Below are 24,252 nucleotides of genomic sequence, written 5' to 3'. Positions count from 1 at the left end.
ACACTGATAGGTATTTTGGGCTTTCGAAAACAAAACAGAAACGTTCAGAGAAAACTTAGGGCTTGCGTTTGATGGCGCTGATTATCTGTGATATGCGTTCGTTAGCGTCGCTTGATTCTGTGATGTTGCCTGTGACGATGATGTCTGCACCCGCCGAAGTGGCAGCTAACGCCTGCTCTTTGGTTTTGATACCCCCGCCAACAATTAGGGTTGCATTGATGGCACTTTTGACGGCACGAATCATCTCAGGGGGCACGGGGGTTGCTGCGCCTGAGCCGCCTTCGAGGTAAATGAAGCGCATACCAAGGTACTGTCCCGCCAACGCATGCGCCACGGCTAGCTCAGGGTTGCTGTAGGGCACGGGTATGGCTTTGCCGACTTTGCCGGCCATGCCGCCGTCTCCGACGATGACGTAACCCATGGAGAGAGGTTCGATTTGGAATTTTTTGATGTAGGGTGCGCCTAGGATTTGGGCGCCCATGAGGAAGTAGGGATCGGCTGAGTTAAGCATGGACATGAACCATATGGCGTCAGCGTGGCTGCTTATGCCGTTGACGTTGCCTGGAAAAAGGATAGTTGGGATATCAACCGCAGCCTTAATTGCAACAACCACGTCGTCGAGGTGCTGGTGGGAAGCAACCGTTGAGCCCCCAATCATTATGGCGGCTGTTCCGCTGTTCTTGGAGCTCTCTGCGACTTTGGCGGCTCCTTTGGCGGTGACCTTTTCGGGGTCGATAAGCGTCATATGAATTGAGCCATCGGCTTTGATCTTGTCTAGCAAGTACCGTTCAATTGGCCCAACCATTCTAATCCTTCAGCTACTCTAGTGATTTTGTTGCTGGAGTTCGTTTCTGGTTACCGTAGACACGGTCAGTTAACATGCAGTAAACATCCACTTCGCCCTGCGCGGATTTGATGGTGAATTCCTCTTTCAACCCGCAGCTACTGCACTGTGCAACAGATCGCCCGCCTTCTTCTCGATAAATCTCTACGCGGACGGTTTCTTTGCCGCATCTAGGGCAAGAGAAGAATTTCGGCAACTTCTTCTTTGGAATGTGAACAACTTTTTTCCTTCTTCGCCCCATAAGCAATCCTTCATGTATTTTGGTGTTGCATTATTATTTATGCTTGTCCTTAAATACTTGCCTACTAAAGATTTGACTTAGAGGCTGCGTGAAAAAACCCGTTGAAACTAACATCTGCTGCACTGGAAATGGATTTCTCTGAAGTAAAAACAAGAATCGTACGCTTCATAAAAGAATACGTAGACAACGCGGGCGCCAAAGGCATCGTCTTGGGCTTGTCGGGAGGAGTGGACAGCGCAACCACCGCCGCCCTATGCAGCCAAGCCATCGGAGGCCAAAACGTTCTTGCGTTGCTTTTGCCCGAGAAAGAAACCTTCAAACAACAAGACATCGACGACGCCAACACCATCGCAGAACAGTTCCAACTCCAAACCCAACTCTGCGACATGACCCAAGCATTAGACGGCATCTACAAAGGCATCCCCACATTCAACCCCGCTGACAGGCTCTACAAGGGAAACATCAAAGCCAGAACCCGCATGATCTTTCTCTACTACTACGCCAACCAGCAAACCCGCATCGTCTGCGGCACATCAGACAAATCCGAAACCATGATGGGCTACTTCACCAAATGGGGAGACGCAGCAGCAGACATAGCCCCAATAATCGACCTCTACAAAACACAAGTGCGCAAGCTAGCCCTGCATCTGGGGATACCAAAAGAGTTAGCCCTAAAACCGTCCACGCCTGCGTTGTGGCCAAACCAGCTAGCCGAATCTGAACTTGAAATCAAATACGAAACGCTCGACCTAATCCTGTTTGGGCTGGAGCGGTTTATGACTCCACAGGAAATCGCCGAACAGCTAGCCATCGACCAAGCCATAGTTGAAAGAGTGAAAACCCGCTGGCTAGCAAACGAACATAAACGCCGTTTGCCCCTGCCGCCTAAGCTGGGGTTCCGCACAGTGGGAAACGATTTCAGACTCCCCAAACACACCTACTAAGTGACAAGCCATGAAAAACAAACTTAAACTCGCTTTGTGCCAAATCAGCAGCAAACGTGAAGACAAAACAGCCAACCTCCAAAAGATAGAAGAGCTAACCCTCAAAGCCAAAGGGCAGGGGGCGGATTTGGCGGTTTTCCCCGAGATGTGCCTCACGGGGTATGTGCTTCTCGATCAGGTGTACGAGCTAGCTGAACCGATCCCTGGACCCTCAACAAAGCAGGTTGAGGCGCTAGCTAAGAAGACGGGTATGCACATCATTTTTGGGATGCCTGAACTCAGCGAGAAGACGCAAGCAACTGTTTACAACACTGCGGTGCTGGTCGGCCCAAAAGGCTTCGTTGGCAAGTACCGAAAGATGTATCTGCCTACTCACAGCGTTTTTGAAGAGAAACGTTACTTTCGTCCAGGCTACGAGCCAGCCGCCTTCCAAACAGAAATTGGCAACATCGGGCTGACGATTTGCTACGACGTTTTCTTCCCCGAAGTGTTCCGCATGCCCAGACTGATTGGGGCGCAGTTGATAGTTTGCATTTCTGCCTCACCAGCGGTTCGCAGGAGCTACTTTGAAGTCTTAACAGCCGCCCGAGCAATCGAAAACACCTGCTACCTCGCCTACGTTAACCTTGCAGGGGTGCAGGATGGTTTGCAGTTCTGGGGAGGCAGCCGCCTTGTAAGCCCAACAGGTGACGTTTTAGCCAAAGCCAAGTACGATGTGGAGGATTTTGTAGTCTGTGAAGCAGATTTTGGCGATTTGCGTACGGCGGAAACGTTTATTCCCACGTTGCGGGATCTGCGGCCGGAGTTGTTTGAGAAGCTTAGGCAGCTTTCGGAGCAAATCTGATTTAGCCTGTAAGCGGCATGTTTGAAGGGTACATCACAGGTGCATCACAGAGTGGTGATATCATGTGATTTTGGGTGAAATCACGGTGATTTAGGCGTGATTGGGTGATGTCACGACGGTTTTTGTGGGGTATCACACGTGAGATTGGATGTGGGAAAGTGTGGATTGAGCTTGGAAAAGTGTGTTTTAATTTAGCTGGAGATGTTAAAAGGGGCGGGTTTGTGGTTTTGGGGTGTTTGCAAAAGTGCATTTTTTGTGTAAAGTTGAGGCGTTTTGGCTGAAAAAATTACCGAGGATTTATCCTTTTTTATGTTAACTGTACTAAATCAGGCGCTAAATTGGTTTATTGGCTAATAAACAAGCGTTTTATGGAAATAACGGCAGGTTTAGCCATATTTTTGTTGGCATGTTTGGGTTTTGGGGGCGGAGAAAGGATAAAAACAAGAGTTTGTATACAAAACTGTATCCATTCAGCATATGGGAGAAACGAGCAGTTTGAAGCTAAAAGACGGAGTAACAGCATGGTTAAACGGGGCATTAAACGACCCCATTGTAGAAATACTGGCTAAAAACAGTCAATTAACAAAAACACAACTTGAAACGCTACTTATTGACGTTTTATCTGAAAATTTATCAGGCAAACAGTTAAAGTACGACGATAAAGCCGCATTACGCCTAACAAGGTCTAAAATAAGTCGCGGAAGCTTTAATAGGACTTTAAAACAGTCCCGCGAAAACGTCATTCGATCCATATATACAGTGCTTTTGTTAGGATATTTGGGTGTTTTTGAGAGCACAACTCTCGACCCGTACCTCGAAATAGCCAATAAACTGCACCAATACGTCGAAGCACACCAGGATCTACCTAGCAAGGAAGAGGAACTAAAAGACCATCAAAAAGTCATAGAAATCATCAGAAATGAGCTAGAAACGAGCCTAAAACGCCTTTCTAGCCCCTCTGCAGAGCCCTTGTGACGTCACAAATCACACTTTTTACGTCACTTTTTTGCATTTTTGAGGAAGTAAAATAACCCATTCTATAAGGCCCATATTCATGCCTTAATTCACAAAATAAGCCTAAATATCAGCTTTTTTAGCCATGGACAAGCAGATATTTTTGGCTCCCGTGATTAGCTGTGATGTGTGATATCATATTTAGCATGTGATTACATCACCGATAACCTTAAAAGTCCATGGAGAATACTGTGATGTGTGATGCAACCGCAAAAATCACGGATGTCACGGTTGAGTCACAAGCAAATCACGGAGAGAACACATCACGGTTGACCTCACAATCGTAGCCATCTTAGGCATATTGATAGCCGTCACAGCATTAGCAGGCTATGAGTACATCAAACAAATACGCCTAGCACACAAAGAGTACCTAAAAGCCAAAGATTTCATCGAAGACATCGTTTTGAGTTTTGACCGTGAACTAAAACGCCAATCAGCAAAGTTCGACACCATGGTATCCAAAGTCGAAGGCAGCTACAGCACCGCAGATGTCAGCTACCGAAAAGCCGAAAGCGTCGAAAACAAAATCGAACCCCTCCAATACCAAGTAGAATCGCTAGCCGAATCTTACCAAGCCCTCTCGGCGACAATCAACCAAAACCTATCCGAATCCACCCAAAACAGCACCACAATACTATCTGGACTCACAGGGCTGGAAGCTAAACTCAAAGACATAGAAGCCAACCAAGAAGCACTCAAAACCCGCATAGCCACCTTTGAAGAGCAGATGCAGAAGCTAGCCGCCGCCCCGCCTGTGCAAGTCGAAGCCAAAGAAATTGTGCTACCACCCATCCCCATCAAACGCGACAAAGCCCTCGCCGCCCTAACAGACACGGAGATCCAAGTCTTAGAGATGCTCTCAAAAGAAGGCCCCAAGACCGCTCCAGAAATCAAAGAGCGGGTTCACCTCAGCAGGGAGCACACGGCGCGGTTGATGAAGAAGCTCTACGAGGACGGGTACTTGGAGCGTGAAGCAGGCAAGATTCCATTCCGCTACAGCATCAAGAAGGAGATGGAAGCGCTGCTGCAGAAGGCTGAAGGCCCCGCAGCCAGCTGACTAAAATCAAGGATTTCACAAATTCGATTCATTGTGAAGGGTTGTGAAGTCTATTTTATGATGCGTTGTTTTATGGCTGGAGAGATGTTTGGGGCGGTTTTATACTTGAGGTTGTTTGAGGTTCCTGTGCGGAGCAGTATGCCTTTTGCGGCCATTCGAGAGAGGTAAGTGGATATGGTGCTGAGGCTGACGGGTTCTTTAAGTTCCTGCTCATACACCGACTGAATATCTTTTGAAGAGAACCAGATGAGGGGGAAATTTTTCTGGATAACAAGCTGTACCTTCTCTAAACGTGACAGCCCACGGTTAGGCATGGTTTGTGCTGTGCCGGCAATTGGTCCTTCATTAGGTGCACCACCTAGCAACTCGACTAAATCAAGCAGCCGCAGAGCTTTATCGCGGGTCACTTGACCCTCAAAAGCGATAGTGTATCGATTCCCATCGCTATCGAAGAGCTCTACACGTATTTTGCGAGCCGGCAAACTGTACACCTATAGGTTGTTCACAAGCTTTACACTTCACAGCTTATAACTGTGATGGTGAAACACGTCAACAAAAAAATCCGAAATAGAGCTTTAATTTGTTAAATCGGTTGTTTTTTGCTTTTTTATGGAATAACCAGCTTCACAAATAAATTAATCTGTTAAAAATGCTTCTTTAAGGTTTGGTTCTGGTTTTCCAGTAGAAGTCAAGGGGTGCCTTTTTCACTGTTAACTGACAGAATTAGGCTAATTTAGCAAAATCGGAGGCTGATAAAGCGGCAGATTTAGTGCTATTTCACATGTATTCACAGTTTTGTGAATGTGAAGTGAAAGCAAACTTGGCAGCAAAAAACTAGTTGAAAAATCGTTGAAGAATATCAATCCAGCTAAGATTTAAAATGCGAGCTAAACTGTCATTTTATGTTGTTTTTCCATGGATTTTGACTTTAACAGACACCCCTATGTTTCCAGTCGAGCATTTTGAGGGAAAAAAGATTCTGGAAAAGGCTGGAAAAAGATTTGCAGAGAGTTAGTTTAATTTCTTGGATAGCAATCATTAATATATAAAAATTCAATTTACCACTCAGAGTATAATTATTTTATATAGTAAATATAGGTTGTAAGTTATTGAAGCCTGTTTTTCCAGTAGAAATCTACGGGTGTGTGTTTTTCTTGTTTTACTTGATTGTTATCGTTTTTTTCACTCTGTTTTTAAGATAGTTGTGCGCTCAAACCACTTTTTTAGACTGTATCCTTTATCTGTTCCACTCGAAATAACGGTTGTACCTCTGAAAGGGAGAGCGAGGGCAAAATGGCAAATTCCAACGTGTTAGATGATGTATTCGACAACTTCGTCAAGGGAGCAAAACTTTTCAAAGACCGCGAAGTGCTCCGACACGACTACCTGCCAGATCGACTTCCACATCGAGAAGACCAAATCCGCCTACTCGGTTCAACCGTCGCCCCGGTTCTAAGAGACGCTCGTTGCTCAAACATCTTTATCTACGGTAAAACAGGCACAGGGAAAACAGCTGTCGCAAAATATGTCCTGAGCCACCTTGAGTCAAAAGCTAAAGAGTACGGAGCCCAAGTCAAGTTCTGTTACATAAACTGCCGCATGACTGGCTCAGAATACCGTGTTTTTGCGGCGTTGAGTCAAAGTGTAGGTTTAAGCATCCCCTTCACTGGTCTCTCTGTAGGCGAGGTTTTTGATCGGTTCCGAACGGGTTTAGATCAGTCTCGCATAATCTTCATAATCGTACTCGACGAAGTGGATGCTCTCATTAAGGACAAAGGGGACGCGTTTATGTACGAACTTACCCGCATAAACGAAACCCTCCACAAAAGTAAAGTCTCCATAATCGGCATATCCAACGACCTGCGTCTCAAAGAATTCCTCGACCCACGCGTTTTCAGTTCGCTAAGCGAGGAAGAGTTGGTTTTTCGACCCTACGACGCAGCTGAACTCCGCAATATACTGCTTGAACGCTCCAAACTGGCCTTCCAAGATGGGGTGCTCTCAGATTCTGCTTTAAGCATCTCTTCAGCGTTGGCTGCTGCGGAACACGGCGACGCAAGACGCGCTCTGGATTTGCTGCGGGTTGCTGGAGAAGTCGCTGAACGGCAAGGCGCCAAAGCAATCACAGAGGAACATGTACGCCAAGCTGAGAAACACATCGAGCACAACCGCGTCATAGAAGCCCTCAAAAACCTCACCCTTCACTCCAAACTAGTGCTCCTAAGCGTCTATCACCTCAACAAGTCTAGCGCTACCACAGGGGAAATCTACGACGTCTACAATGAACTCTGCGGCGAAATGGGCGCGGGGCTGCTCACTCAGAGGCGTTTGGGTTCTTTGGTTAACGAGTTGGATTCCATGGGTTTGGTGAACGCTAAAGTTGTCAGCATGGGCAGATATGGCAGAACCAAAAAGATTCGCCTCGAAATCAGCCGCGGTTTAATTCGCGATGTCTTGGGCAGTGAGAGCCGCTTTAGCCAGATAATGACTTATCAGCCAAAAGCGTTACACAAAGGCGACAATTAGGGCTCCATGAAATTGAGCACGGTTATCTCCATTGTCTGGAGGTTTACCACAGGTACCTTGCCAGGTGTGGGAACCAACCCCAACTTTTCCATGTACTCGGTTTGTTCTTGCCAGCCTCCCGAATTAACCACCAGCACTCCCCGGTAGTTGCAGAAACCCAACACGTGAATGTGGCCTGCGTGGAATATGTCTGGAACCCTGTCGACGACTAAGTAGTCGCGGTTCTCTGGGGATAGCATGGTTTTGCCGCCATACATGGGTGCTAGGTGGCGACATTGCATAAGCAGCCGCATCGACTTTTCAGGGTGTTCATTAACCATTCCTGGAACAACCCCGATTATATCGTTCAAGCTTACGCCATGGTACATCAAGACCTCGACGCCATGCAAGCTGAGGTAGCAAGGGCTGCCGACGGAGTGAATGTTCTTTTTACCCTGAATCGCAGCTAGGTATCCTTCTGGGATGGCGGGTTGTGGTTGAGATTTGCGTGCAGCGTCATGGTTGCCTGGTGAGAGCACGATTTCGATGTAGTCTGGGATTTTCTCAAGGTACTTAGCGGCAAAGTTGTATTGTTTGTGTACGTCGCGGATGGTTAACTCGGTTTGCTGCCCCGGGTAGATGCCGACGCCGTCCACGATGTCGCCTGCGATTAGGAGGTATTTTACGCGGCCAGCGATTTCCCGCTCTTGGGGGGTGCCCCATTTTCCGCGGAGCCACATGATGAAGCGTTTGAAGGCTTCTTTGGTGAATTTTGTGCTGCCGACATGTATGTCTGAGGTTAACACGGCATAGACGGGTTCCTGTGCGCGCTGGGGCATTTTTCTGCCGACTTCAGGCAAAATGATGTCTTCGGCCATAAGCAAGTTGCTTCGGGTTTTGATGACGGCGGCGCAGAAAACAGTGTCAGGCAAAAGCATAAGCGCCTTCTTTTTGACTTCTTCAAGTGCCTTCTGCGGGATGAGGATGGTTGCGCTGCCATGTAGGTCTTCCACTGAGAGGATGATGTTGTTTTTTGAGTCGCGTTTCTCGGTTAGCATGCAGATGACTTTGAGTTTTGTTTTAGGCTGCGATTTGAGGGCTTCAACCAGTGGGGTGGCTGCTTTAACATCCATGCGCTGACGGAGCAGTTTTTCGATACGTTTGAAGCGGTCCTGAAAAAGCCCCACGTACTCGTCGAGGGTGCCGTTGGAGGTTAGTTTGCCTGTGGAGTCTTCTATGATTTTGAGTTCTGAGGGTATATCTTTGGCGTAAGGGTAGAAGGTGTCTGTGGCCGTGATTTCTGGTTGATAGGTCTGCTCAAAGGCGGGTTCAATATAGCTTGGCGTCTGCACCACTCTGGGTGGATGCGTTTGCTCAACCACGATTGGTTCAACTGCTACAGCCGCCTGTTGCATAACTTCCTCCAAGAAGGCTTTCTCGATAAACATGGGTTTTTCCTGCAGCGACGACATCCGCTCCAACGCCAAATTCATTACCGTAACGGGGTCGCTGGTTTGAGCGTTTTGGATGAGGTACTCGAAGGCTTCGCTGCTTAGCTGGTACCCTGCAGCGATGGTTGCCTCGATGGCTTGCTGAAGCTTTTCCTCTGCGCTCATCTATGTTCTGCCCGTGGCTAGCTGTGTTTGATGTTAGGCTGTATTGTGTTTGGGATTATTTACTGTTTCTCGTTAACCCTCTAAGGCGTTAGGGATGGTGTTTTGTGGTTGATTGCATTTTGGAGGTAAAAACATATCAGGTTTGAGGCAATTTATATAAGCCCTCAAATGTTTAGATGAATTGTAACGGTGTTCTCTGTGAGTGTTACACGAAAGATTCAGCAAACGCCAACAGGCACCTTCTTTGTCTGTCTGCCCCGTGAATGGGCAAACGAAAACTTACTCCAGAAAGGCAGCGAAATTAAACTGGAAATCACAAGCGACGGCAAACTGCTTGTAGACGCCAAAGCAGATGTTGAACCTCAACCTAAAGAAATCTCTCTAACTGTCGGTCCCTTTTTGAGCCGTGAAATTATCGGCCGTTACTTGCTCGGCTACGACATAATAAAAATCGAAGCCAAGAACCGTATAGACTCAAACGTTCGCAACTTGGTGAAATCGACGGCTAATTCTTTGGCGGGGTTGATGATTGTTGAGGAAACGACGTCGATGATGACGCTTCAATGTTTGATGCAGCAGCCCTTTACGTCGCCAGCCAAGATTTTACAGCGCAACCAAGCCAGCGCAGCACGCATGATCCGCGACGCTGCAACGTCTTTTGTTAACTTGGATATGGACTTAGCTAAAAACGTCATTGAACGTGATGTGGAAAACAACAAATTTTACTTTTTACTGGTCAGAATCCTCCGCACAATTCTGCAGAATCCTCGGTTGAGCGAAAAGCTCGCAATTTCCCCGATTGAATGCTTGGACTACCGTTTAGCTGCGGGTTTCATAGAGGGCATCGGCGACGCCTGCGTCCAGATGGCGTCCAGCACACTCGAGTTGGATGGAAACAAACTTTCCGCTGACCTAAGAAAACTCCTCTTGGAACTGCAGGGCGCATGCTGTGAGGCTAACGATCAAGCCTTCAAAGCTTTCCAGAGCAAGGATATGGAGCTAGCTGAGAACGTTCGAAACCAAAGAGTCAAAATCGAGGACGCCTGCTCCAAGATTGAGGAAGCAGCTAAGGATTCGTCGGTGGATTTGATGCCTCAGATTTTGGCTGCGGTGTCTTTTCTGCGGCAGATTTATGAGCGCAGCGTCGACATGTCAGACCTCGTCGTCTAATCAAGTCAAGCAAAGTCTTTGCAAGTGTTTCCTAATTTTAACATTGACTTGCTTTAAGGCCATTTGGAGCAACTTAGTAAATTATGGCGATGTTTGATATGACCCCTCTGGTTTGCAATAAGTAGAGTTAACTTCGTAAGGAATTCTCATAAAAAAGTTCTTTCCAATACGTAAAAAGCTGCTTGGGCTTAAAACGAAGACCTGAACTTATGATAACTCTACTGTATCACACTTAATTTGTGTTTTAGGTATAGGCTTATATGCAAAGTATGTAAAGTTAGCCAAAGACATCTCAATTTGCCCTATTCCCGGGATTCGTTGCATTTCATCGATTAGTTTAGTAAACTCTCTTAAATTTTTGAATGACGCGAAGGCAATTAGGTCATAGGTACCTATTACTGAATTGATTAAGTCTAATTGTCGCATTTTGATTAGTTCTTCTATAACGAATTTTTTTTGACCTTCTTGAGTTAGTTTAACAAAAATAAAAGCAGTGCCTTGATATCCCAATTTTGAGTAATCTATAATCGTGATGCAGCCTATTATGACTCCTTTTTCTTTAAGTTTTTCAAATTTCTTTCTTATCGTCTCATGACTTGCTTGAACTTTTTTGGAAATCCGGTTAAAAGAAAGACTTGAATCATTCATAAGCTCTCCAATAATCGCTAAATCAAGATTATCCAATTCTTCTTTTGATTTTATTTTAAGAGGCTTGTTTTCAATTCTACTAGAAAAGCGCTCCAAAATAAGGTTAACCGAGAGTGCTTTTACGCCATCTATGTTTTTGATTTTTTGCGTTGCGCTATCTAGCTCTGCCATGTTTTGAGCTAGAATTAAAAAAAGCATATTATATCGGCCAATACTTTTTGTGCAAACAATAACGTTTGGCTGGCTCCGTATTTTTTGTGTGATTTGATCAATTTTTTGAGCTTCAGCTATGACACCTACAGTTGCCATAAAAGGGTAACCAAACGCTTCACTTCTAACGATTAGCCTGTTACCGATTATGACTTTTTTCTGTTTAAGTTTTTTAATTCTTGTGAGTATGGCGCTAGAGGATAGTTTACACTCTTCCGCCATTAAATTAAGACTCGTTCTAGCGTCTTCTTGTAAGCGCTCTATTATTTTCAGATCAGTAGCATCGATCGTTTCTTCGTTTGACATGATTCATGAGGAGTGACTCAAACGGGTTTAAAAGCGTGATGGTTTTGAAAGTTTTCTGGTTTTTTTGTACTTTTGATGGCTATTAAATAGCAAAAATTAAAAAATTATTATAAATAAATTGATATTTGCGTGTTTTTAAGCCTATTAATAGCAAATATTAAATAGATAAAAAAAAGCAGAATATTGTAAAAGGAGAATAAAAAATGCATAAAATCAAAAATATCGCAAATAAGTCAAAAAGTAAAATTCCAATGCTAACAATGCTGTTGCTGTCACTTTTAGCTGTTTCAATCGCTTTACCTGCTACTTCTGCACATACACCCTCCTGGGTTATACCGACTTTTGCTTACGTACATGTTTCACCGAACCCTGTGGGCATAGGCCAAGAAGTGACTGTTGTATTCTGGCTTGACAAAATCTATGACAACGCTTTGATGACAAATGACTACCGATTCCATAATTATAAAGTCACTATAACTGCACCTGATGGAACCAACCAAACAATAACCAGGGAAACTGTCTGGGATACGACTTCATCTCAATATGCTACCTTCACTCCAACACAAGTTGGCAACTATACAATAACCTTCAATTTCCCTGGACAAAATATTAATGACTATAGTCACGCAATTATTTCACGTAATCCGTACACTGGTCAGGGAACTCCTAATGAATTTGTTAACGATTCCTACGCTCCAAGTTCTGCATCAACAATTTTGACTGTACAGCAAGACCCCGTATCTAGTGAAATTAATGATTATCCACTACCTACTGAATATTGGACACGACCAATTGAAGGACAAAACTCAAACTGGTACGCAATCGCATCTAACTGGCTTGGGTATCCTAGTATTGTAGCAAACTATCAACCGGATGGCACGGGCCCAAATAGTGCACACATAATGTGGACTAAACCGATTCAGGATGGCGGTGTTGTAGGCGGAACAAACACAGGCGTAGATGGCGCGACTTTTTACTCTGGGCTATCTTATGAAACTAAATATAACCCTGTAATAATAATGAACGGACGCATATACTATCCACTACCAAAAAGTAATAACGGCGCAACTGGATTCGGAACAACAGCAATCTACAACGGTTATATTTGCGTTGACTTAAGAACTGGTGAAGAACTTTTCTGGAAAAATGCAACAATGCCAAACTTCGGGCAACTCTTAAACTATGAAGACCCTAACCAGCACGGCGTAATTCCGAACGGTTACTTATGGACAGTTCAAGGAACTACTTGGATGGCATCCGATCCACTCGATGGCAATTGGCTATTCAACATCACAAATGTACCATCAGGCACACAAGCTTATGGACCAAACGGTGAAATATTAATCTACACTTTAAGCGCTACTTCTAAAACGCTAACAGTCTGGAATTCAACTGCAGTAACTGCAACAACGGGCACTATGTTCAACTATAGACCAGTTGGCACAGTATTCAATTCTACTTCAAAGGGATCAGCAGCCTATTCATTAAATGTAACCGAACCATGGCTAACTTCCGATGCGACAGTTATCCGTGTATTTCCGGGTGATATCTTACTAGGTAGAAACGGTACCCTCCCCTCAAGTGGTGCACCGGGTTCAGGATCAGGTACAGCATCATACAGCTCAGCACCTTATACAATTTGGGCAATAAACCTAAACTTATCTAGAGCCGCAGCAGGCAAGTTGTTATGGATGAAAAACTACGATGCTCCAACAACTAATACAACAATAACAATCGGTGTTGCATCATGGCCAACACCTGTTGATCCAACTTCACGTGTCTTTTGTATTGCAGAAAAAGAAACCTTCCAATGGACTGGCTACAACCTCGACACCGGCGCTAAAATATGGGGTCCAACAACTCACACTTGGGATAGCTTCCAATATTACCAAGGTGCTAGCGGTGGTCCGAACTTGCCAAGAGGATTCACTGCGTATGGCAATCTATACGTAGGTGGCTATGGAGGAGAAATCGTAGCATTCGACATGAAGACAGGCGCAGAACTCTGGACTTATAACAACACGAATAGTGGCTTAAATACTGTCTACGGGCACTATCCGCTTTTTATTAGCAGCATCGCAGACGGGAAGATCTATGCACACACATCTGAACACTCACCAAACTCACCACCATACAAAGGCGCATTAATACGCTGTATTAACGCAACTACTGGCGCCGAAATCTGGACTCTTCCGGGTTGGAACACTTTTACACCATACGGTGCAAACCTAATTGAACCCATATACATCGCTGACGGTTACGCTAATTACCTAAACGTTTACGACATGCAAATCTATACTATCGGCAAAGGTCCAAGTAGGACAACTGTAGACGCACCGCTTTCTGCCATCACTGAAGGATCAAGTGTAGTGATTCGTGGAACAGTAACCGATATATCTGCTGGCACAACACAAAACGAACAAGCAGCACGATTCCCTAATGGGGTAGCGTGTGTTTCTGACGAAAGTCAAAGCAAATGGATGCAATACGTTTATATACAAAAACCAAAGCCAACTAACGTTACGGGTGTGCCAGTTACCTTAAGTGTAGTAGACGGAAACGGTAACTACAGAATTATCGGCACTACAACAACTTCAGACGGTTTCTTCACTTTTAACTGGAAACCAGATATCCCCGGTCAATACGTAGTCTACGCTTCATTCAGCGGATCTGAATCTTACTGGCCGTCAAATGCAGTGACCTCTTTCGCAGTCGATCCCGCACCTGCAACTCCAACACCGCAACCAACCCAACCACCATCGATGGCTGATCTATACTTCATGCCAATGTCAATCGCTATCCTCATTGTAATAATTGTCATCGGTGTAGTCATAGTTTTAGCGCTAAAAAAACGACCATAAGGTCAATTCATGAAAAATTTCCCTTTTCCTTTTTTTAGTTTGAGTTAAATAATATAATGGGGCTGAGTGGTTTCCTGGCCTTGAATTTATGATGTTGCGAATCGTGATTTGGATTTTTCTTTCTCCTTAAGAAAACAATTCAGAAACCTCAGCAACCCCCGTCTCAATTGCGCTACATTTTATTAAACCTCTCCTCACTTTTACAATAAGGTAAAGTTCCCTCCCTGTTCGACTGCTAAAGGGTTAAATCCCATGCTCCCCATTCACAACGGGGAAACCCTATGTCCTCGGTCACCGATAAAATCGCAAACGCCCTCTACCTCTCTGGATGCCTACGGTTTGGCAGCTTCAAAATCAAGTCAGGTGCAACCAGCCCCTACTACATCGACTTAGCTCGCGTGCTAGCTGCCCCACAGCAGTTGGAGGTCATTGCTCAAGCCGCAGCAGACAAAATCAAGCAAATCGCCGCGGAAGAGCCTATCGACAAGTTAGCCAGCATTGAACTCAAAGGCGCACTGATTGTTCCCAGCATCGCTATAAAACTCAACTTACCCTGTGTTATCGTACGCAAAGAGGACAAAGCCTACGGTGTCACTGGTCGTACTGCAGGTGCAGACGTAACTAAAGGTGATAACATTCTGTTCTTTGACGACGTCGTAAGCGAGGGCTTATCCAAAGTGGAAGGAGTAAAACCGCTCCAAGAACTCGGCGCAACCGTCAAGCACATGCTGGTGGTTGTGAACCGTGAGCATGGCGGAAAGGAGAAGCTTGAAAAACTCGGCTACAATGTGCATGCGTTAGCGAAAATCACCGAGCTTGTGCCTTCCCTCTACAAGAATCAACGCATAACGAAGGTGCAGGCTGACGCGGTACTGGATTACGTTAAAAGTTTTAGTTAAGGGTTGTACCAGTCTACGATGCGGTCAGCAATCTTGGCTGAGCAACCTGTGCTGACTAGGGCTTTTTTCATCCGTTTTGGTCCGTCGGTCCGCAAAGCAATCAACCCCTTCTTCAAGGCAGTTTAGCCATATAAATTCACCGTTTTTATTCGGAACCTGAATAGTTTCTTAACCCTCACCTTTATTGGCATCCACAAACAACAATACCCAAAAGGCGCATCAAGATGCAACAAGACAACCCCCTCGTCCAAGCCATGCTAAACCCAAACACCTACCCCGAACCAACAGGCAAAATCGAACTCATCCAAACCCACATCTCATTTGTCTTTTTAACCCAAAACTATGTTTACAAAATAAAAAAACCCGTAAACTTCGGCTTCCTAGACTTCTCAACCTTGGATAAGAGGCGGATGTACTGCGAAAAAGAGCTGGAGCTAAACAGGCGACTTTGCCCAGAAATCTACCTGGAAGTTGTTCCCATAAACAAATCCGCCACCTTAAAAATCAAGGGCGAAGGCGAAACCGTCGAGTACGCCTTAAAGATGAAGCGGCTACCCCAAGAATGCATTATGACTAAACTTCTGCAAGAGGGCAAAATAGACAAAAAAACAATCGACCAAATCGCCGCCATAGTAGCCAAATTCCACGCTAAAGCACAGACAAACGCGGAAATAACCGAAGTCGGCGGCATCAAAGCCGTCCAGTTCAACTGGGACGAAAACTTTGCCCAAACCACCAAATACCAAGGTCAAACCGTCACCAAAGCCGACTACGCCGCAATGCAAACCAAAATTAACAGTTTTCTAACCAAAAACAAAGGCCTCTTCGAAACTCGCATGGCAGAAGGCCGAGTGCGTGACTGTCACGGTGACCTCCACTCTGGCAACATCTTTGTAACAGACAAAATCTGCATCTTCGACGCCATAGAATTCAACGACCGCTTCCGATACAGCGACGTAGCCGCCGACGTAGCCTTCTTAGCCATGGACCTCGACTACCAAAACCGAAGCGACCTAGCCGACTACTTCATAGCCCAATACGTCGGCTACTCAAAAGACACCCAGCTAGCTGTGCTGTTACCTTTTTACAAATGCTACCGCGCCTACGTGCGGGGCAAAGTCGTTAGTTTCAGGCTGGACGACCCAAACATCAAAGCAGAAGAAAAAGCAGCCGCCATCAAAGAGGCACAGGCGTATTTCCAGCTAGCCGCAAAGTACGCAAACAATCTCTAAAAATTCTGCTTGAATTGCTCCATAACCCAACTGGGAACTTCAACGGTGCCCATTATAATGGGTTTTTGATGGCAGTCGCTACCACCAGTCATCAGTAAACCATGCTCCTTGGCGAAGGCGACGTAGTGGCTGGTAGTTTCGGCGGTGTGACTTAGGTGCCAGCATTCCACACCATCAATGTAGGGCAGCATCGTGTCTTGGATTATCTGCGTTTGCTCCGAGGGCACTTTAGTGAGGGGCAGCAGAGAAGTTCCACAAGAGTCGTTTGGGTGGGCAAGAACAATTTTTCCACCTGCGTTCCTGACGAGTTTTGAGGCCTCATCTAGATGCAGCGGGTACTTTGGGACGTCGCATTTGACGAGGTACTTGTTGAAGGCTTCCAGTCGGCTAGCCACGATGCCTTTTTTGACGAGGTAGTCGGCGATGTGAGGTCTGCCCAAGCTGCCCTCAACGGTTTCCTCAATCTTGCGCAAGTCCTCCTTTGTCAGCGGAGCAATGTTTTCTTTTTGAAACTCGGCGTTGAGGTTGTCGAGAATTTTGGCTGCCCGCTCTTCACGGTACTTAGCCATCAACTTAAGCTTGTCTTTCAAGGCGCAGTCGTCGGGGTTGAATTGGTAGCCCAGAAAATCCAGCGAAAACGGTTTGCCTTCTTTGTACTTTGGATTCGAAAAAGTCACATTCAACTCAACGCCTGTGATGTACTGGATGCCTGCTTTCTCTGCCTCTTCAACTGCAACATACTGACAGTCTATGTTGTCGTGGTCAGTAATCGAGAGGAACCCTATTTTTCGCGCTTTGGCTTCAGCCACGATTTCTTGGGCGCTCAGTTTGCCATCAGAGGCGTTTGAATGGACATGCAAATCGATGTTCAAGCGGCTTACCTCTTTTCTTCCGCGATAATGTTGAGGTTTTTCAGGCCGCCTCGGCAGGTGTCGATGACTAAGTGGTCAATTTTTAGTTTGGGGTACTTCTTCTTTAAGGCTTCAACGTTTACCGGTTCAAATCTTGCCTTATTCGAGAAATAAGCTTCTGGAGTGAGGGCGTTGGATTCATATTTTTCTTTAGTTCGCCTGCTAATTCGGTTTAGCGCGACTTCGTCGGGGCAACTGGTTTCCATAATCACAAGCGACATACCGTGTTTTGCCGCTATCTCCGCTGCACGTTCCCGCAAATCCTGCGTAACAAAAGTCGCATCTAAAATTATACCTCCCGCGGTTTTAGAGGCTAACTCATCTGCCCGCCTAAACATCTCATCATAGACTGAGAGTCGCTTATTCATGTTTCCAGCCACTTTTTCATCAAAAACATCCTCGTTTTTTAGAACCTCACGCCGAATCAAATCACTCCGAAGAACAATAAACCTCTTCAAGCTGAGGATGTCTTCTGCGATTCCTGTCTTGTAGCTGGCAGGCAACCCACAAGTTATCACTAAACTTCTCGGCTCCAAATCCCTTTCAACATAGGCGGCGAAGGATTCTTTCACGCGGCAACCTCACATGGTTAGCTTGGGGTATGGTGCCCTTTAACTTTTTCCAGCCGAAGAGAGCGCTCACCACACCTTACACCTTATGAAATGTAGGTAAATTCTAAATAAGGACGACCCCAAACATTCACCTAACAGAAGGAACCTTCATGGAAAACTATCAAGTAAAAGACATAAGCCTAGCACCTCAAGGTCACTTACAGATTGAATGGGCAGCCAAACACATGCCCGTCCTAAACATCATAAAACAGAGATTTGAAAAAGAAAAACCCCTCGAAGGCCAAACACTCGTCGCTTGCCTGCATGTAACCAAAGAAACCGCAGTACTCATCAAAGTACTAATCGCAGGAGGCGCCAAAGTTGCGTTATGCGGCTCAAACCCGCTCTCAACCCAAGACGACGTAGCCGCAGCACTCGCAGACAGCGGGGTACACGTGTATGCTTGGAGAGGGCAAAACACTGAGGACTACTACAAATGCATCGAAAAAGTCCTCGAATACAAACCAACCATCACCATGGATGACGGCGCAGACGTCGTCGGGATGATCCACAGCAAACGCCAAGACCTCATAGCAAACATCAAAGGCGGAACCGAAGAAACCACAACAGGCGTCGTCCGACTAAAAGCCATGGAAATAGATGGATCACTCAAATACCCAATCGTAGCCGTAAATGAGGCATTAACCAAATACCTCTTTGACAACCGCTACGGCACCGGCCAGAGCACCATCGACGGCATCCTCCGTGCAACCGCGGTTCTGCTGGCTGGCAAGAACTTTGTGGTCGGCGGATACGGCTGGTGCAGCAGAGGCATCGCTATGCGCGCCCAAGGCTTAGGCGCCAACGTCATAGTCACAGAAGTTCAACCCACCCGAGCACTGGAAGCAGTCATGAACGGACTCCGCGTCATGACCATGGCTGAAGCAGCGCCAATCGGCGACATCTTTGCAACCGCAACAGGAGACATAAACGTCATCCGCAAAGAGCATATGGAAAAAATGAAGGACGGCGCAATCATGTGCAACAGCGGCCACTTCAACGTGGAAATCAGCATCCCAGACCTCGAATCAATCAGTGTATCAAAACGCACTATGCGCCCTAACATGGAAGAGTACACAACCAAAGACGGCCGACACCTCTACCTGCTTGGAGAAGGCAGACTAGTCAACTTGGCTGCAGCCGAAGGTCACCCCTCAGAAGTTATGGATATGTCCTTTGCCAACCAAGCGCTTTGTTCAGAGTTCGTTGCAAAATCTGGCAAACTAGACACCAAAGTTTACAATGTACCAAAAGAAATCGACGAAAAGATTGCTGAGCTTAAATTGCAAAGTATGGGCATCAAAATTGACGTGTTGACTGAGGAACAGAAAAAGTATCTTTCAACATGGGAGATGGGTACAACCTGACCAATTGCCCTCTCATTTATATGACAAACTTTAAATTGATTAACCGAATACATTGGCTACTAAAGTGGTGAATCACTAAATGGTTAGCAAAGATCAAGCAATAGGTGGAGCAATACTCCTGGTTTGTTCAGTGGTCGCTATTGTTTACTTGGTTGCTCTCTTCGGTTATGAACAACTTATCCAGCCATGGCTAAACATCGGCAATGCTTTAGACGTCAGATACTGGCTTATCGCTGTTCCAGTTCTAGTCGCCTTCGTCGCAATTCTCTTCATCGGCGCATGGATCGGCTGGACAATGGCAACAACACCCCCGCCAAAACCAATCGAAGAAATCACAACTGAAATCGAAGACAAGAAAGAAGAACCTGCAGCAACTGACGCAGCCGCCGAAGACAAATCAAAGAAAAAGAAATAAACAAAATTTCTTTTTCAATCATCTGTTTCTTTTCTCTAGTTTCTAATAGGCAAAACCAAAAATAATAGCCACCTTTTCTCTGCCAGTTTATTCTTGCATCTTTTTAAGCATGCAGTCCACGATGTCTTTGCAAACCAAACAGTCGTCGGGTATCTGCTCTTTGTTGGTTCGTTCACTTAAGTAGCCAACATGGAACCTACATGTCCCATTCTTTTGGCTATGCTTCTTAGACTCTTGCTTTGGAGCAATAACTTCTTCGTCTTCGTTTTTAGCTGGCGGTTCTCTGTTTTTAACCACCGCTAACTCTTCGACTTTGGTTAAACAGAAGGGGCATGCAAAGTAGGGTTCAGATGGGTTCTCTTGAAGATTTAGGGTCTTTAGGGGAGTAGTAAACGTTGTTTTACAGGAAGGGTTTTGACAGGTGAACTGTTTTTTCTCCCCCATATGCTTCACGGGTTGGTGGTTTACCTTAACTTATGGGTGATGGTGACTTATACGGTTGATGAATTCAAAATAAGAATTAAAAAAATGGGTTTACCGTTTTTTCGGCTCATAAACACACCATGGGTCCTCAGTTAAGTAGTCTTTGGTCTGCGCCGCTGGAACATGGAGGTCACCGCAGTAATCAATGAAGTCACTTGAAAGACCATAAGCGCGGGCTCGGCATCCGCCACATATGATTTTGTATTCACATTCGCCACATTTACCTTTGAGGCAGTTGGGGTTGCGGAGGTTCTTGAACACGGGGGAGTTGAACCAGATGTCTTTGAAGCTTTGCTCCCGTACGTTGCCAAGTTTGATGGGTAGATAGGGGCAGGGGGTTACGTCTCCGTTGGGGTAGATGCGGCAATAATGCATCCCTGCGATGCAGCCACGGATCCATTGCCTCATGTCTAAGCCCATGCCCTTGGCGATGCGCATAAACTGAGGTGCACAGGAAGGTCGTACGTTGAGACGGTGGCGGTGCACTTTGGCGAATGTGGTGGTTATCATGTCTTCGTATTTTTGGGGTGATATGTCGGTGAGTTTCTTGCCGCGCCCAGTTGGAACCAAAAAGAACAGATGGAAGTTTTCCACACCAACCGATTCTGCGAGAGTCATGATGTCGTCGATTTGGTCATAGTTTTCGTGAGTGAGGGTTGTGTTGACTTGGACAAGCACATCGTTTTTACGCAGAGCTTTGCAGGCGTTGACAGCTTTTTCCCAAGCGCCCGATACGCCGCGGAATTCATCATGCTGTTGCGGGATGTGTGAATCTAAACTTATTGAAACCGTCGCGATGCCAGCTGTCTTGAGTTTTTTGGCCACCGCATCATCAATGAGGTAGCCTGTGCTGCCCAAACCCATCTTCAACCCCTTCTTGGAGCCGTACTCGATGAGTTCAAAGATGTCAGGCCGCAAGAGAGGTTCGCCGCCGCTTAAAATCAAAAGTGGCCTGCTGACCTCGTAGATTTGATCCATCAACGCCTTGCCCTCCTGCGTGGTTAACTCGTTTTGGAGTTTCTTTTCGGTGGCGTTGATGTAGCAGTGGCTGCATTTCATGTTGCATTCACGGGTAACATTCCAAGACATAACCAGCGGCACAAACCGCTCAGCTTTTTGTGCTTTTGGTGAATAGGCTAATTTGAGGTAGTATTGGCAGATGCCGTCGGATGCCATGAGTTTAGGCTGCCAAAGCGTGAAGGGAAACGGCAAAACAGTGTCAAGCATGGCGTTAGCGTGGGCAAAGCAGAAGTGCTTACAGAAGAGTGTGGAGACTTTGGGGTCTACGCCGATTTTTTCTTGGGCATAGTGATGTCCGCCGTGGATGGGGCAGTTGAGGAACTCCATGTTGCCGTCCAAGGTTGCTCCATCCATGGTCATGTTGATGAAGTGATCAGAGAGCATGACGGATTGCAGTTTTTCTCTGCGCATACCCACTTTTAATGTGACGTCGAGGGCGATGTTTACGGTTTTTTTGCCAAACTCCTCTTTCACCCGAACCATCGCAGCCTCAACCGCATCATAGCCCAAAGTTTTTGTGAGTTCACTCAACACAAGAAGACCTCTGATGGTCTCGTATTCTTGAGTGAGCCGCATCAAAGCCACTTTCTGCCCCCAATCATCAAACAGCTTCACTAAGGCTTTGGCTGCTTTGGGGTCTTTGTCGGCTAATTGAGCGTCGATTTTTTTGTGTTCCTGTTTGAGTTTGGTGAAGAGGGCGATTTTTTCTTCGCTGCTTAAATGCTTAGTTTGAGCTATAACGTCTGCGTCGTAGTTCAGGGGCAGAAAACTCTGGAGGAACTCTTTAGCGTCTGCATAAAAGTCGCTGTAAAGCTTCTTCAGTTGGGCAGAAACGTTTGGTTCTCTGATTTTAAGTTCGCTAAGTAGAACTTGGGTTTCGGACTCCATCTTGGTAACCATAGCCATGTGATAGAGCAATGAACCCGCCATGCCGGGGTCAGCCTGCTTTCCCGTTGGGGTGCCGGTGAAAATTTGGTTGGAAAGTTTCTTGGCGGTTTCAAAGTCTCCTGACTCAACGGAGCAAACGGCTTGGTCAAGTTTCTGTTTGCGTTCAATGAGGAGTTGAGCCCATTTATGGCAGTGTCTAACATCGTAATTGGTCAAAGGTGCATCCACTTAGCATACAGTTGAGGGTTGACCCTAAAAAAGGCTAGCAAACAATTCTCCACTAAGCTTTGTTGCATCTTAGAGCTTGTTTTAACCCATAGACTAATTAGGCGCCGAAGGGAACTTAGCCTTTCGAGAAGGGTGAAATCGTTTGGATTTAGACGCAAACACAATTAACCTTATTCTTGCATTAGTCGGCTTTCTAGTGATGTTTGGATATCTTGGCGGCATAGGCATAAACAAACCCCGCGGCATGAGCATGAAAACTTGGTGCGCTGGATATCTTGCCGTCGCAATCGTTTTTGACGTGTTAGCCGTTATCGGTATGGTATTTGGCTACACTTGGTTAACGTACATGCTTGTTGGATTAGCTGCAGGTGCATCTACTGGGCTCGCGTTGCATGTTGCGCATCATATCAGTGAAGAAAACGAGCATGAGCACGGTGACCATGTTTCTATAATGGGCATGTAACCGTCTGCCCCCTTTTGTTTAAGCGCATAGTTTCTGGTTTTGAGGGTTATTTCTGTGTTTGGTTGATGCTTTTGTATACGCCTTCTGTTGGTTTTTCTACTAACAAATCAGGTTTTCAACAACTTTTGAGCAGCAACCAAACACTTCTCAAAGCCACCCAAAAAAGTAAACCTCTGATTCAATGGCGCCTCTTCAACCACCAACAACCCCGCATTAGCATGGATGCAACCGTCAATCATCAGGTTATCGACTAAGTCATTCTCTTCGATAAACATGCCCAACGCATCCCGCAGACGCCCATCAAATTCGCGACTAACTTCGCCATTGAGGGCTTTTACTGTACGCTCCTTAAAGGGCTCTGCACAGTTTGTGTAGGCCAAAACCTTCTTGCCTAACCCATGCGCAAACCCAACTTCAAACACTGTGCCCACGTCGGCGCTTGGACCCCTAAACGGCGTAAGGTTAGCGATAACCGCGTCGCAACTTCTGATCAAGTCCTCGTTGATTCTGCTTATGCATAGCCCCACTTCTCTGGGGCTTTTTCCAGCGGCGTCAATCTCTTTGTCGAGGGGAAAAATGCCTTCAAAGCCGTATTTTCGGCAAAGCGCCTTTTTTTGTTCTCCTATTTCTTTAGCGTTTGTGAGGAAGACTTCGGGTCCAGCAAGATAAATTCGAATCAACTCAACCACAGAATACTATTGGTTGTCGGCAGCTAAAAAGGCACTTTCTATTTGGCTTTGCTCCACTGCAACTCAAAATAGCCTGAAAAAATCTTTAGCATCTGCGGATTATTAGACCATAGGTTCGGCAGCAAATCAGCTGATAGTTGACAATTCACCGCTTTATTGTCTATTATCGCCAAACACACAGGCACCTCTCTTGCATATTTTAATTTGAAAAGTCGGTTTTTCTTCAGTTCCTTAATTTTGCTACGTACACTAGGGTCGTCACTAATGCCCTTTTCCGTTAAAAACCAAATTTTAACTCCCCGCTCCAACAAAGTTTTGAAATTTTCATACTCATTGATTAACAGCTTTTTGAAAACTGGTGCTGTAGCTATGAACTCTTCCTTGGCTGATCCTTCTTTAATCTGGGCTTCAAAATGCTTAGAAAAAAGGTTAAGCTCTGAGGTTATTATGAACTCGGATTCTTCAATTTCAGGTTTAAGTTCCATTTCGTTGTCTTGAATTTTCCTTAACAGTTCATTGGTTTGAATTTTTAGCAAGTCATTTTCTTCAGTTTTCTGTTCTAGAAGCGTCGAAAACCCTTCTTTCAAAGGCACTGCTTTGTACATGATTGGGGTGCCTAAGGTTTTTTCTAAGAGACCTTTTTTTTCGAGGGCGGGTATAACGCGGTAAACGTCTGACCTTGCGATGTCTGAGAGTTTTGAGATTCTTGTTACGTCAGCTTTTCCCAGTTGAGCGTTAGTTAGGTAGACTGTTGCTTGGACTTGTGTTAGCCCTAGCTTCATTAAT

Annotated in this window: 23 protein-coding genes; 12 read left to right on the top strand and 11 right to left on the bottom strand. The window is 45.8% G+C overall.

Going from position 1 to position 24,252, the window contains the following annotated elements:
• Positions 1 to 55: 55 nt before the first annotated feature.
• Positions 56 to 805 (bottom strand): geranylgeranylglyceryl/heptaprenylglyceryl phosphate synthase, encoded by a 750-nt coding sequence (locus tag NWE96_07000; GenBank protein ID MCW3983728.1) that lies wholly within the window; start codon positions 803 to 805, stop codon positions 56 to 58.
• 13 nt (positions 806 to 818) lie between these two features.
• Entirely contained in the window at positions 819 to 1,085 is a 267-nt protein-coding gene (locus tag NWE96_06995) for a hypothetical protein (GenBank protein MCW3983727.1), read from the bottom strand.
• Between the two features lie 101 nt (positions 1,086 to 1,186).
• Between NWE96_06995 and NWE96_06990 the strand changes: the two genes are divergently transcribed.
• The 4 genes from NWE96_06990 to NWE96_06975 all read left to right on the top strand — a co-directional run bounded on the left by NWE96_06990 (position 1,187) and on the right by NWE96_06975 (position 4,944).
• Positions 1,187 to 2,029, top strand: a complete 843-nt coding sequence (locus NWE96_06990) for an NAD+ synthase (protein ID MCW3983726.1) — start codon at positions 1,187 to 1,189, stop codon at positions 2,027 to 2,029.
• Positions 2,030 to 2,039: 10 nt separating this feature from the next.
• Complete coding sequence (locus NWE96_06985) at positions 2,040 to 2,873, top strand: carbon-nitrogen hydrolase family protein (GenBank protein ID MCW3983725.1); 834 nt, start codon at positions 2,040 to 2,042, stop codon at positions 2,871 to 2,873.
• A gap of 495 nt (positions 2,874 to 3,368) precedes the next feature.
• Positions 3,369 to 3,848, top strand: coding sequence for a hypothetical protein (locus NWE96_06980; protein MCW3983724.1), 480 nt, complete (start codon positions 3,369 to 3,371; stop codon positions 3,846 to 3,848).
• Positions 3,849 to 4,188: 340 nt separating this feature from the next.
• Complete coding sequence (locus tag NWE96_06975) at positions 4,189 to 4,944, top strand: MarR family transcriptional regulator (GenBank protein ID MCW3983723.1); 756 nt, start codon at positions 4,189 to 4,191, stop codon at positions 4,942 to 4,944.
• Positions 4,945 to 4,994: 50 nt separating this feature from the next.
• Here the strand turns inward: NWE96_06975 and NWE96_06970 are convergent, their stop codons facing one another.
• Positions 4,995 to 5,426 (bottom strand): hypothetical protein, encoded by a 432-nt coding sequence (locus tag NWE96_06970; protein MCW3983722.1) that lies wholly within the window; start codon positions 5,424 to 5,426, stop codon positions 4,995 to 4,997.
• Between the two features lie 811 nt (positions 5,427 to 6,237).
• On the opposite strand from NWE96_06970, the gene NWE96_06965 reads away from it, so the two are divergent.
• Entirely contained in the window at positions 6,238 to 7,470 is a 1,233-nt protein-coding gene (locus NWE96_06965; GenBank protein ID MCW3983721.1) for an orc1/cdc6 family replication initiation protein, read from the top strand.
• Here the strand turns inward: NWE96_06965 and NWE96_06960 are convergent.
• A complete protein-coding gene (locus NWE96_06960; protein ID MCW3983720.1) occupies positions 7,467 to 9,065 on the bottom strand; it encodes a DNA-directed DNA polymerase II small subunit in 1,599 nt (532 codons plus the stop codon). The genes NWE96_06965 and NWE96_06960 overlap by 4 nt on opposite strands.
• Before the next feature lie 198 nt (positions 9,066 to 9,263).
• Between NWE96_06960 and NWE96_06955 the strand changes: the two genes are divergently transcribed.
• Positions 9,264 to 10,235: a hypothetical protein gene (locus NWE96_06955; protein ID MCW3983719.1), complete on the top strand. Its 972-nt coding sequence runs from the start codon at positions 9,264 to 9,266 to the stop codon at positions 10,233 to 10,235.
• 207 nt (positions 10,236 to 10,442) lie between these two features.
• Here NWE96_06955 and NWE96_06950 read toward each other — a convergent pair whose 3' ends face one another.
• A complete protein-coding gene (locus tag NWE96_06950; protein MCW3983718.1) occupies positions 10,443 to 11,399 on the bottom strand; it encodes an Lrp/AsnC family transcriptional regulator in 957 nt (318 codons plus the stop codon).
• A gap of 203 nt (positions 11,400 to 11,602) precedes the next feature.
• Here NWE96_06950 and NWE96_06945 point away from each other — a divergent pair, with 203 nt between their 5' ends.
• From NWE96_06945 to NWE96_06935, 3 genes are all read left to right on the top strand, one after another.
• Entirely contained in the window at positions 11,603 to 14,260 is a 2,658-nt protein-coding gene (locus tag NWE96_06945; protein ID MCW3983717.1) for a PQQ-binding-like beta-propeller repeat protein, read from the top strand.
• A gap of 281 nt (positions 14,261 to 14,541) precedes the next feature.
• Positions 14,542 to 15,159 carry a hypothetical protein gene (locus NWE96_06940; protein MCW3983716.1) on the top strand — a complete coding sequence of 206 codons (618 nt, stop codon included), beginning with the start codon at positions 14,542 to 14,544 and terminating at the stop codon, positions 15,157 to 15,159.
• Positions 15,160 to 15,383: 224 nt separating this feature from the next.
• On the top strand, positions 15,384 to 16,391 hold the full coding sequence (locus tag NWE96_06935) for a phosphotransferase (protein ID MCW3983715.1): 1,008 nt from the start codon (positions 15,384 to 15,386) through the stop codon (positions 16,389 to 16,391).
• On the opposite strand, the gene NWE96_06930 is transcribed toward NWE96_06935, so the two are convergent.
• Both NWE96_06930 and NWE96_06925 read right to left on the bottom strand, forming a co-directional pair.
• The gene (locus tag NWE96_06930) at positions 16,388 to 17,263 is read right to left on the bottom strand and encodes a PHP domain-containing protein (protein ID MCW3983714.1); all 876 of its coding nucleotides are present in this window, start codon (positions 17,261 to 17,263) and stop codon (positions 16,388 to 16,390) included. The two genes, NWE96_06935 and NWE96_06930, sit on opposite strands and share 4 nt — an antisense overlap.
• A gap of 5 nt (positions 17,264 to 17,268) precedes the next feature.
• Entirely contained in the window at positions 17,269 to 17,874 is a 606-nt protein-coding gene (locus NWE96_06925; GenBank protein ID MCW3983713.1) for an ATP-binding protein, read from the bottom strand.
• A 149-nt stretch (positions 17,875 to 18,023) separates the two neighbouring features.
• On the opposite strand from NWE96_06925, the gene NWE96_06920 reads away from it, so the two are divergent.
• Positions 18,024 to 19,280 carry an adenosylhomocysteinase gene (locus NWE96_06920; GenBank protein ID MCW3983712.1) on the top strand — a complete coding sequence of 419 codons (1,257 nt, stop codon included), beginning with the start codon at positions 18,024 to 18,026 and terminating at the stop codon, positions 19,278 to 19,280.
• Positions 19,281 to 19,359: 79 nt separating this feature from the next.
• A complete protein-coding gene (locus tag NWE96_06915) occupies positions 19,360 to 19,695 on the top strand; it encodes a hypothetical protein (protein MCW3983711.1) in 336 nt (111 codons plus the stop codon).
• A gap of 87 nt (positions 19,696 to 19,782) precedes the next feature.
• Here the strand turns inward: NWE96_06915 and NWE96_06910 are convergent, their stop codons facing one another.
• Both NWE96_06910 and NWE96_06905 read right to left on the bottom strand, forming a co-directional pair.
• Entirely contained in the window at positions 19,783 to 20,139 is a 357-nt protein-coding gene (locus NWE96_06910) for a hypothetical protein (protein MCW3983710.1), read from the bottom strand.
• Between the two features lie 90 nt (positions 20,140 to 20,229).
• Positions 20,230 to 22,302, bottom strand: coding sequence for a radical SAM protein (locus NWE96_06905; GenBank protein ID MCW3983709.1), 2,073 nt, complete (start codon positions 22,300 to 22,302; stop codon positions 20,230 to 20,232).
• A 154-nt stretch (positions 22,303 to 22,456) separates the two neighbouring features.
• On the opposite strand from NWE96_06905, the gene NWE96_06900 reads away from it, so the two are divergent.
• Complete coding sequence (locus NWE96_06900; GenBank protein MCW3983708.1) at positions 22,457 to 22,777, top strand: hypothetical protein; 321 nt, start codon at positions 22,457 to 22,459, stop codon at positions 22,775 to 22,777.
• 107 nt (positions 22,778 to 22,884) lie between these two features.
• Here NWE96_06900 and NWE96_06895 read toward each other — a convergent pair whose 3' ends face one another.
• Both NWE96_06895 and NWE96_06890 read right to left on the bottom strand, forming a co-directional pair.
• Complete coding sequence (locus NWE96_06895) at positions 22,885 to 23,466, bottom strand: nucleoside 2-deoxyribosyltransferase (protein ID MCW3983707.1); 582 nt, start codon at positions 23,464 to 23,466, stop codon at positions 22,885 to 22,887.
• Between the two features lie 38 nt (positions 23,467 to 23,504).
• Positions 23,505 to 24,248 carry a hypothetical protein gene (locus tag NWE96_06890; GenBank protein MCW3983706.1) on the bottom strand — a complete coding sequence of 248 codons (744 nt, stop codon included), beginning with the start codon at positions 24,246 to 24,248 and terminating at the stop codon, positions 23,505 to 23,507.
• Between the last annotated feature and the right edge of the window lie 4 nt (positions 24,249 to 24,252).

The organism is Candidatus Bathyarchaeota archaeon (assembly GCA_026014685.1).
Lineage (GTDB): Archaea > Thermoproteota > Bathyarchaeia > Bathyarchaeales > Bathycorpusculaceae > Bathycorpusculum.
Note: the sequence above shows the minus strand (reverse complement) of the source record. Positions and strands in the feature narration are given on the sequence as shown.

Coding starts and splice junctions, on each gene's coding strand:
- NWE96_06940 (MCW3983716.1), top strand. CDS start 14,542: ATGTCCTCGGTCACCGATAAAATCGCAAACGCCCTCTACCTCTCTGGA.
- NWE96_06965 (MCW3983721.1), top strand. CDS start 6,238: ATGGCAAATTCCAACGTGTTAGATGATGTATTCGACAACTTCGTCAAG.
- NWE96_06985 (MCW3983725.1), top strand. CDS start 2,040: ATGAAAAACAAACTTAAACTCGCTTTGTGCCAAATCAGCAGCAAACGT.
- NWE96_06960 (MCW3983720.1), bottom strand. CDS start 9,065: ATGAGCGCAGAGGAAAAGCTTCAGCAAGCCATCGAGGCAACCATCGCT.
- NWE96_06920 (MCW3983712.1), top strand. CDS start 18,024: ATGGAAAACTATCAAGTAAAAGACATAAGCCTAGCACCTCAAGGTCAC.
- NWE96_06950 (MCW3983718.1), bottom strand. CDS start 11,399: ATGTCAAACGAAGAAACGATCGATGCTACTGATCTGAAAATAATAGAG.
- NWE96_06910 (MCW3983710.1), bottom strand. CDS start 20,139: ATGGGGGAGAAAAAACAGTTCACCTGTCAAAACCCTTCCTGTAAAACA.
- NWE96_06935 (MCW3983715.1), top strand. CDS start 15,384: ATGCAACAAGACAACCCCCTCGTCCAAGCCATGCTAAACCCAAACACC.
- NWE96_07000 (MCW3983728.1), bottom strand. CDS start 805: ATGGTTGGGCCAATTGAACGGTACTTGCTAGACAAGATCAAAGCCGAT.
- NWE96_06915 (MCW3983711.1), top strand. CDS start 19,360: ATGGTTAGCAAAGATCAAGCAATAGGTGGAGCAATACTCCTGGTTTGT.
- NWE96_06945 (MCW3983717.1), top strand. CDS start 11,603: ATGCATAAAATCAAAAATATCGCAAATAAGTCAAAAAGTAAAATTCCA.
- NWE96_06995 (MCW3983727.1), bottom strand. CDS start 1,085: ATGGGGCGAAGAAGGAAAAAAGTTGTTCACATTCCAAAGAAGAAGTTG.
- NWE96_06890 (MCW3983706.1), bottom strand. CDS start 24,248: ATGAAGCTAGGGCTAACACAAGTCCAAGCAACAGTCTACCTAACTAAC.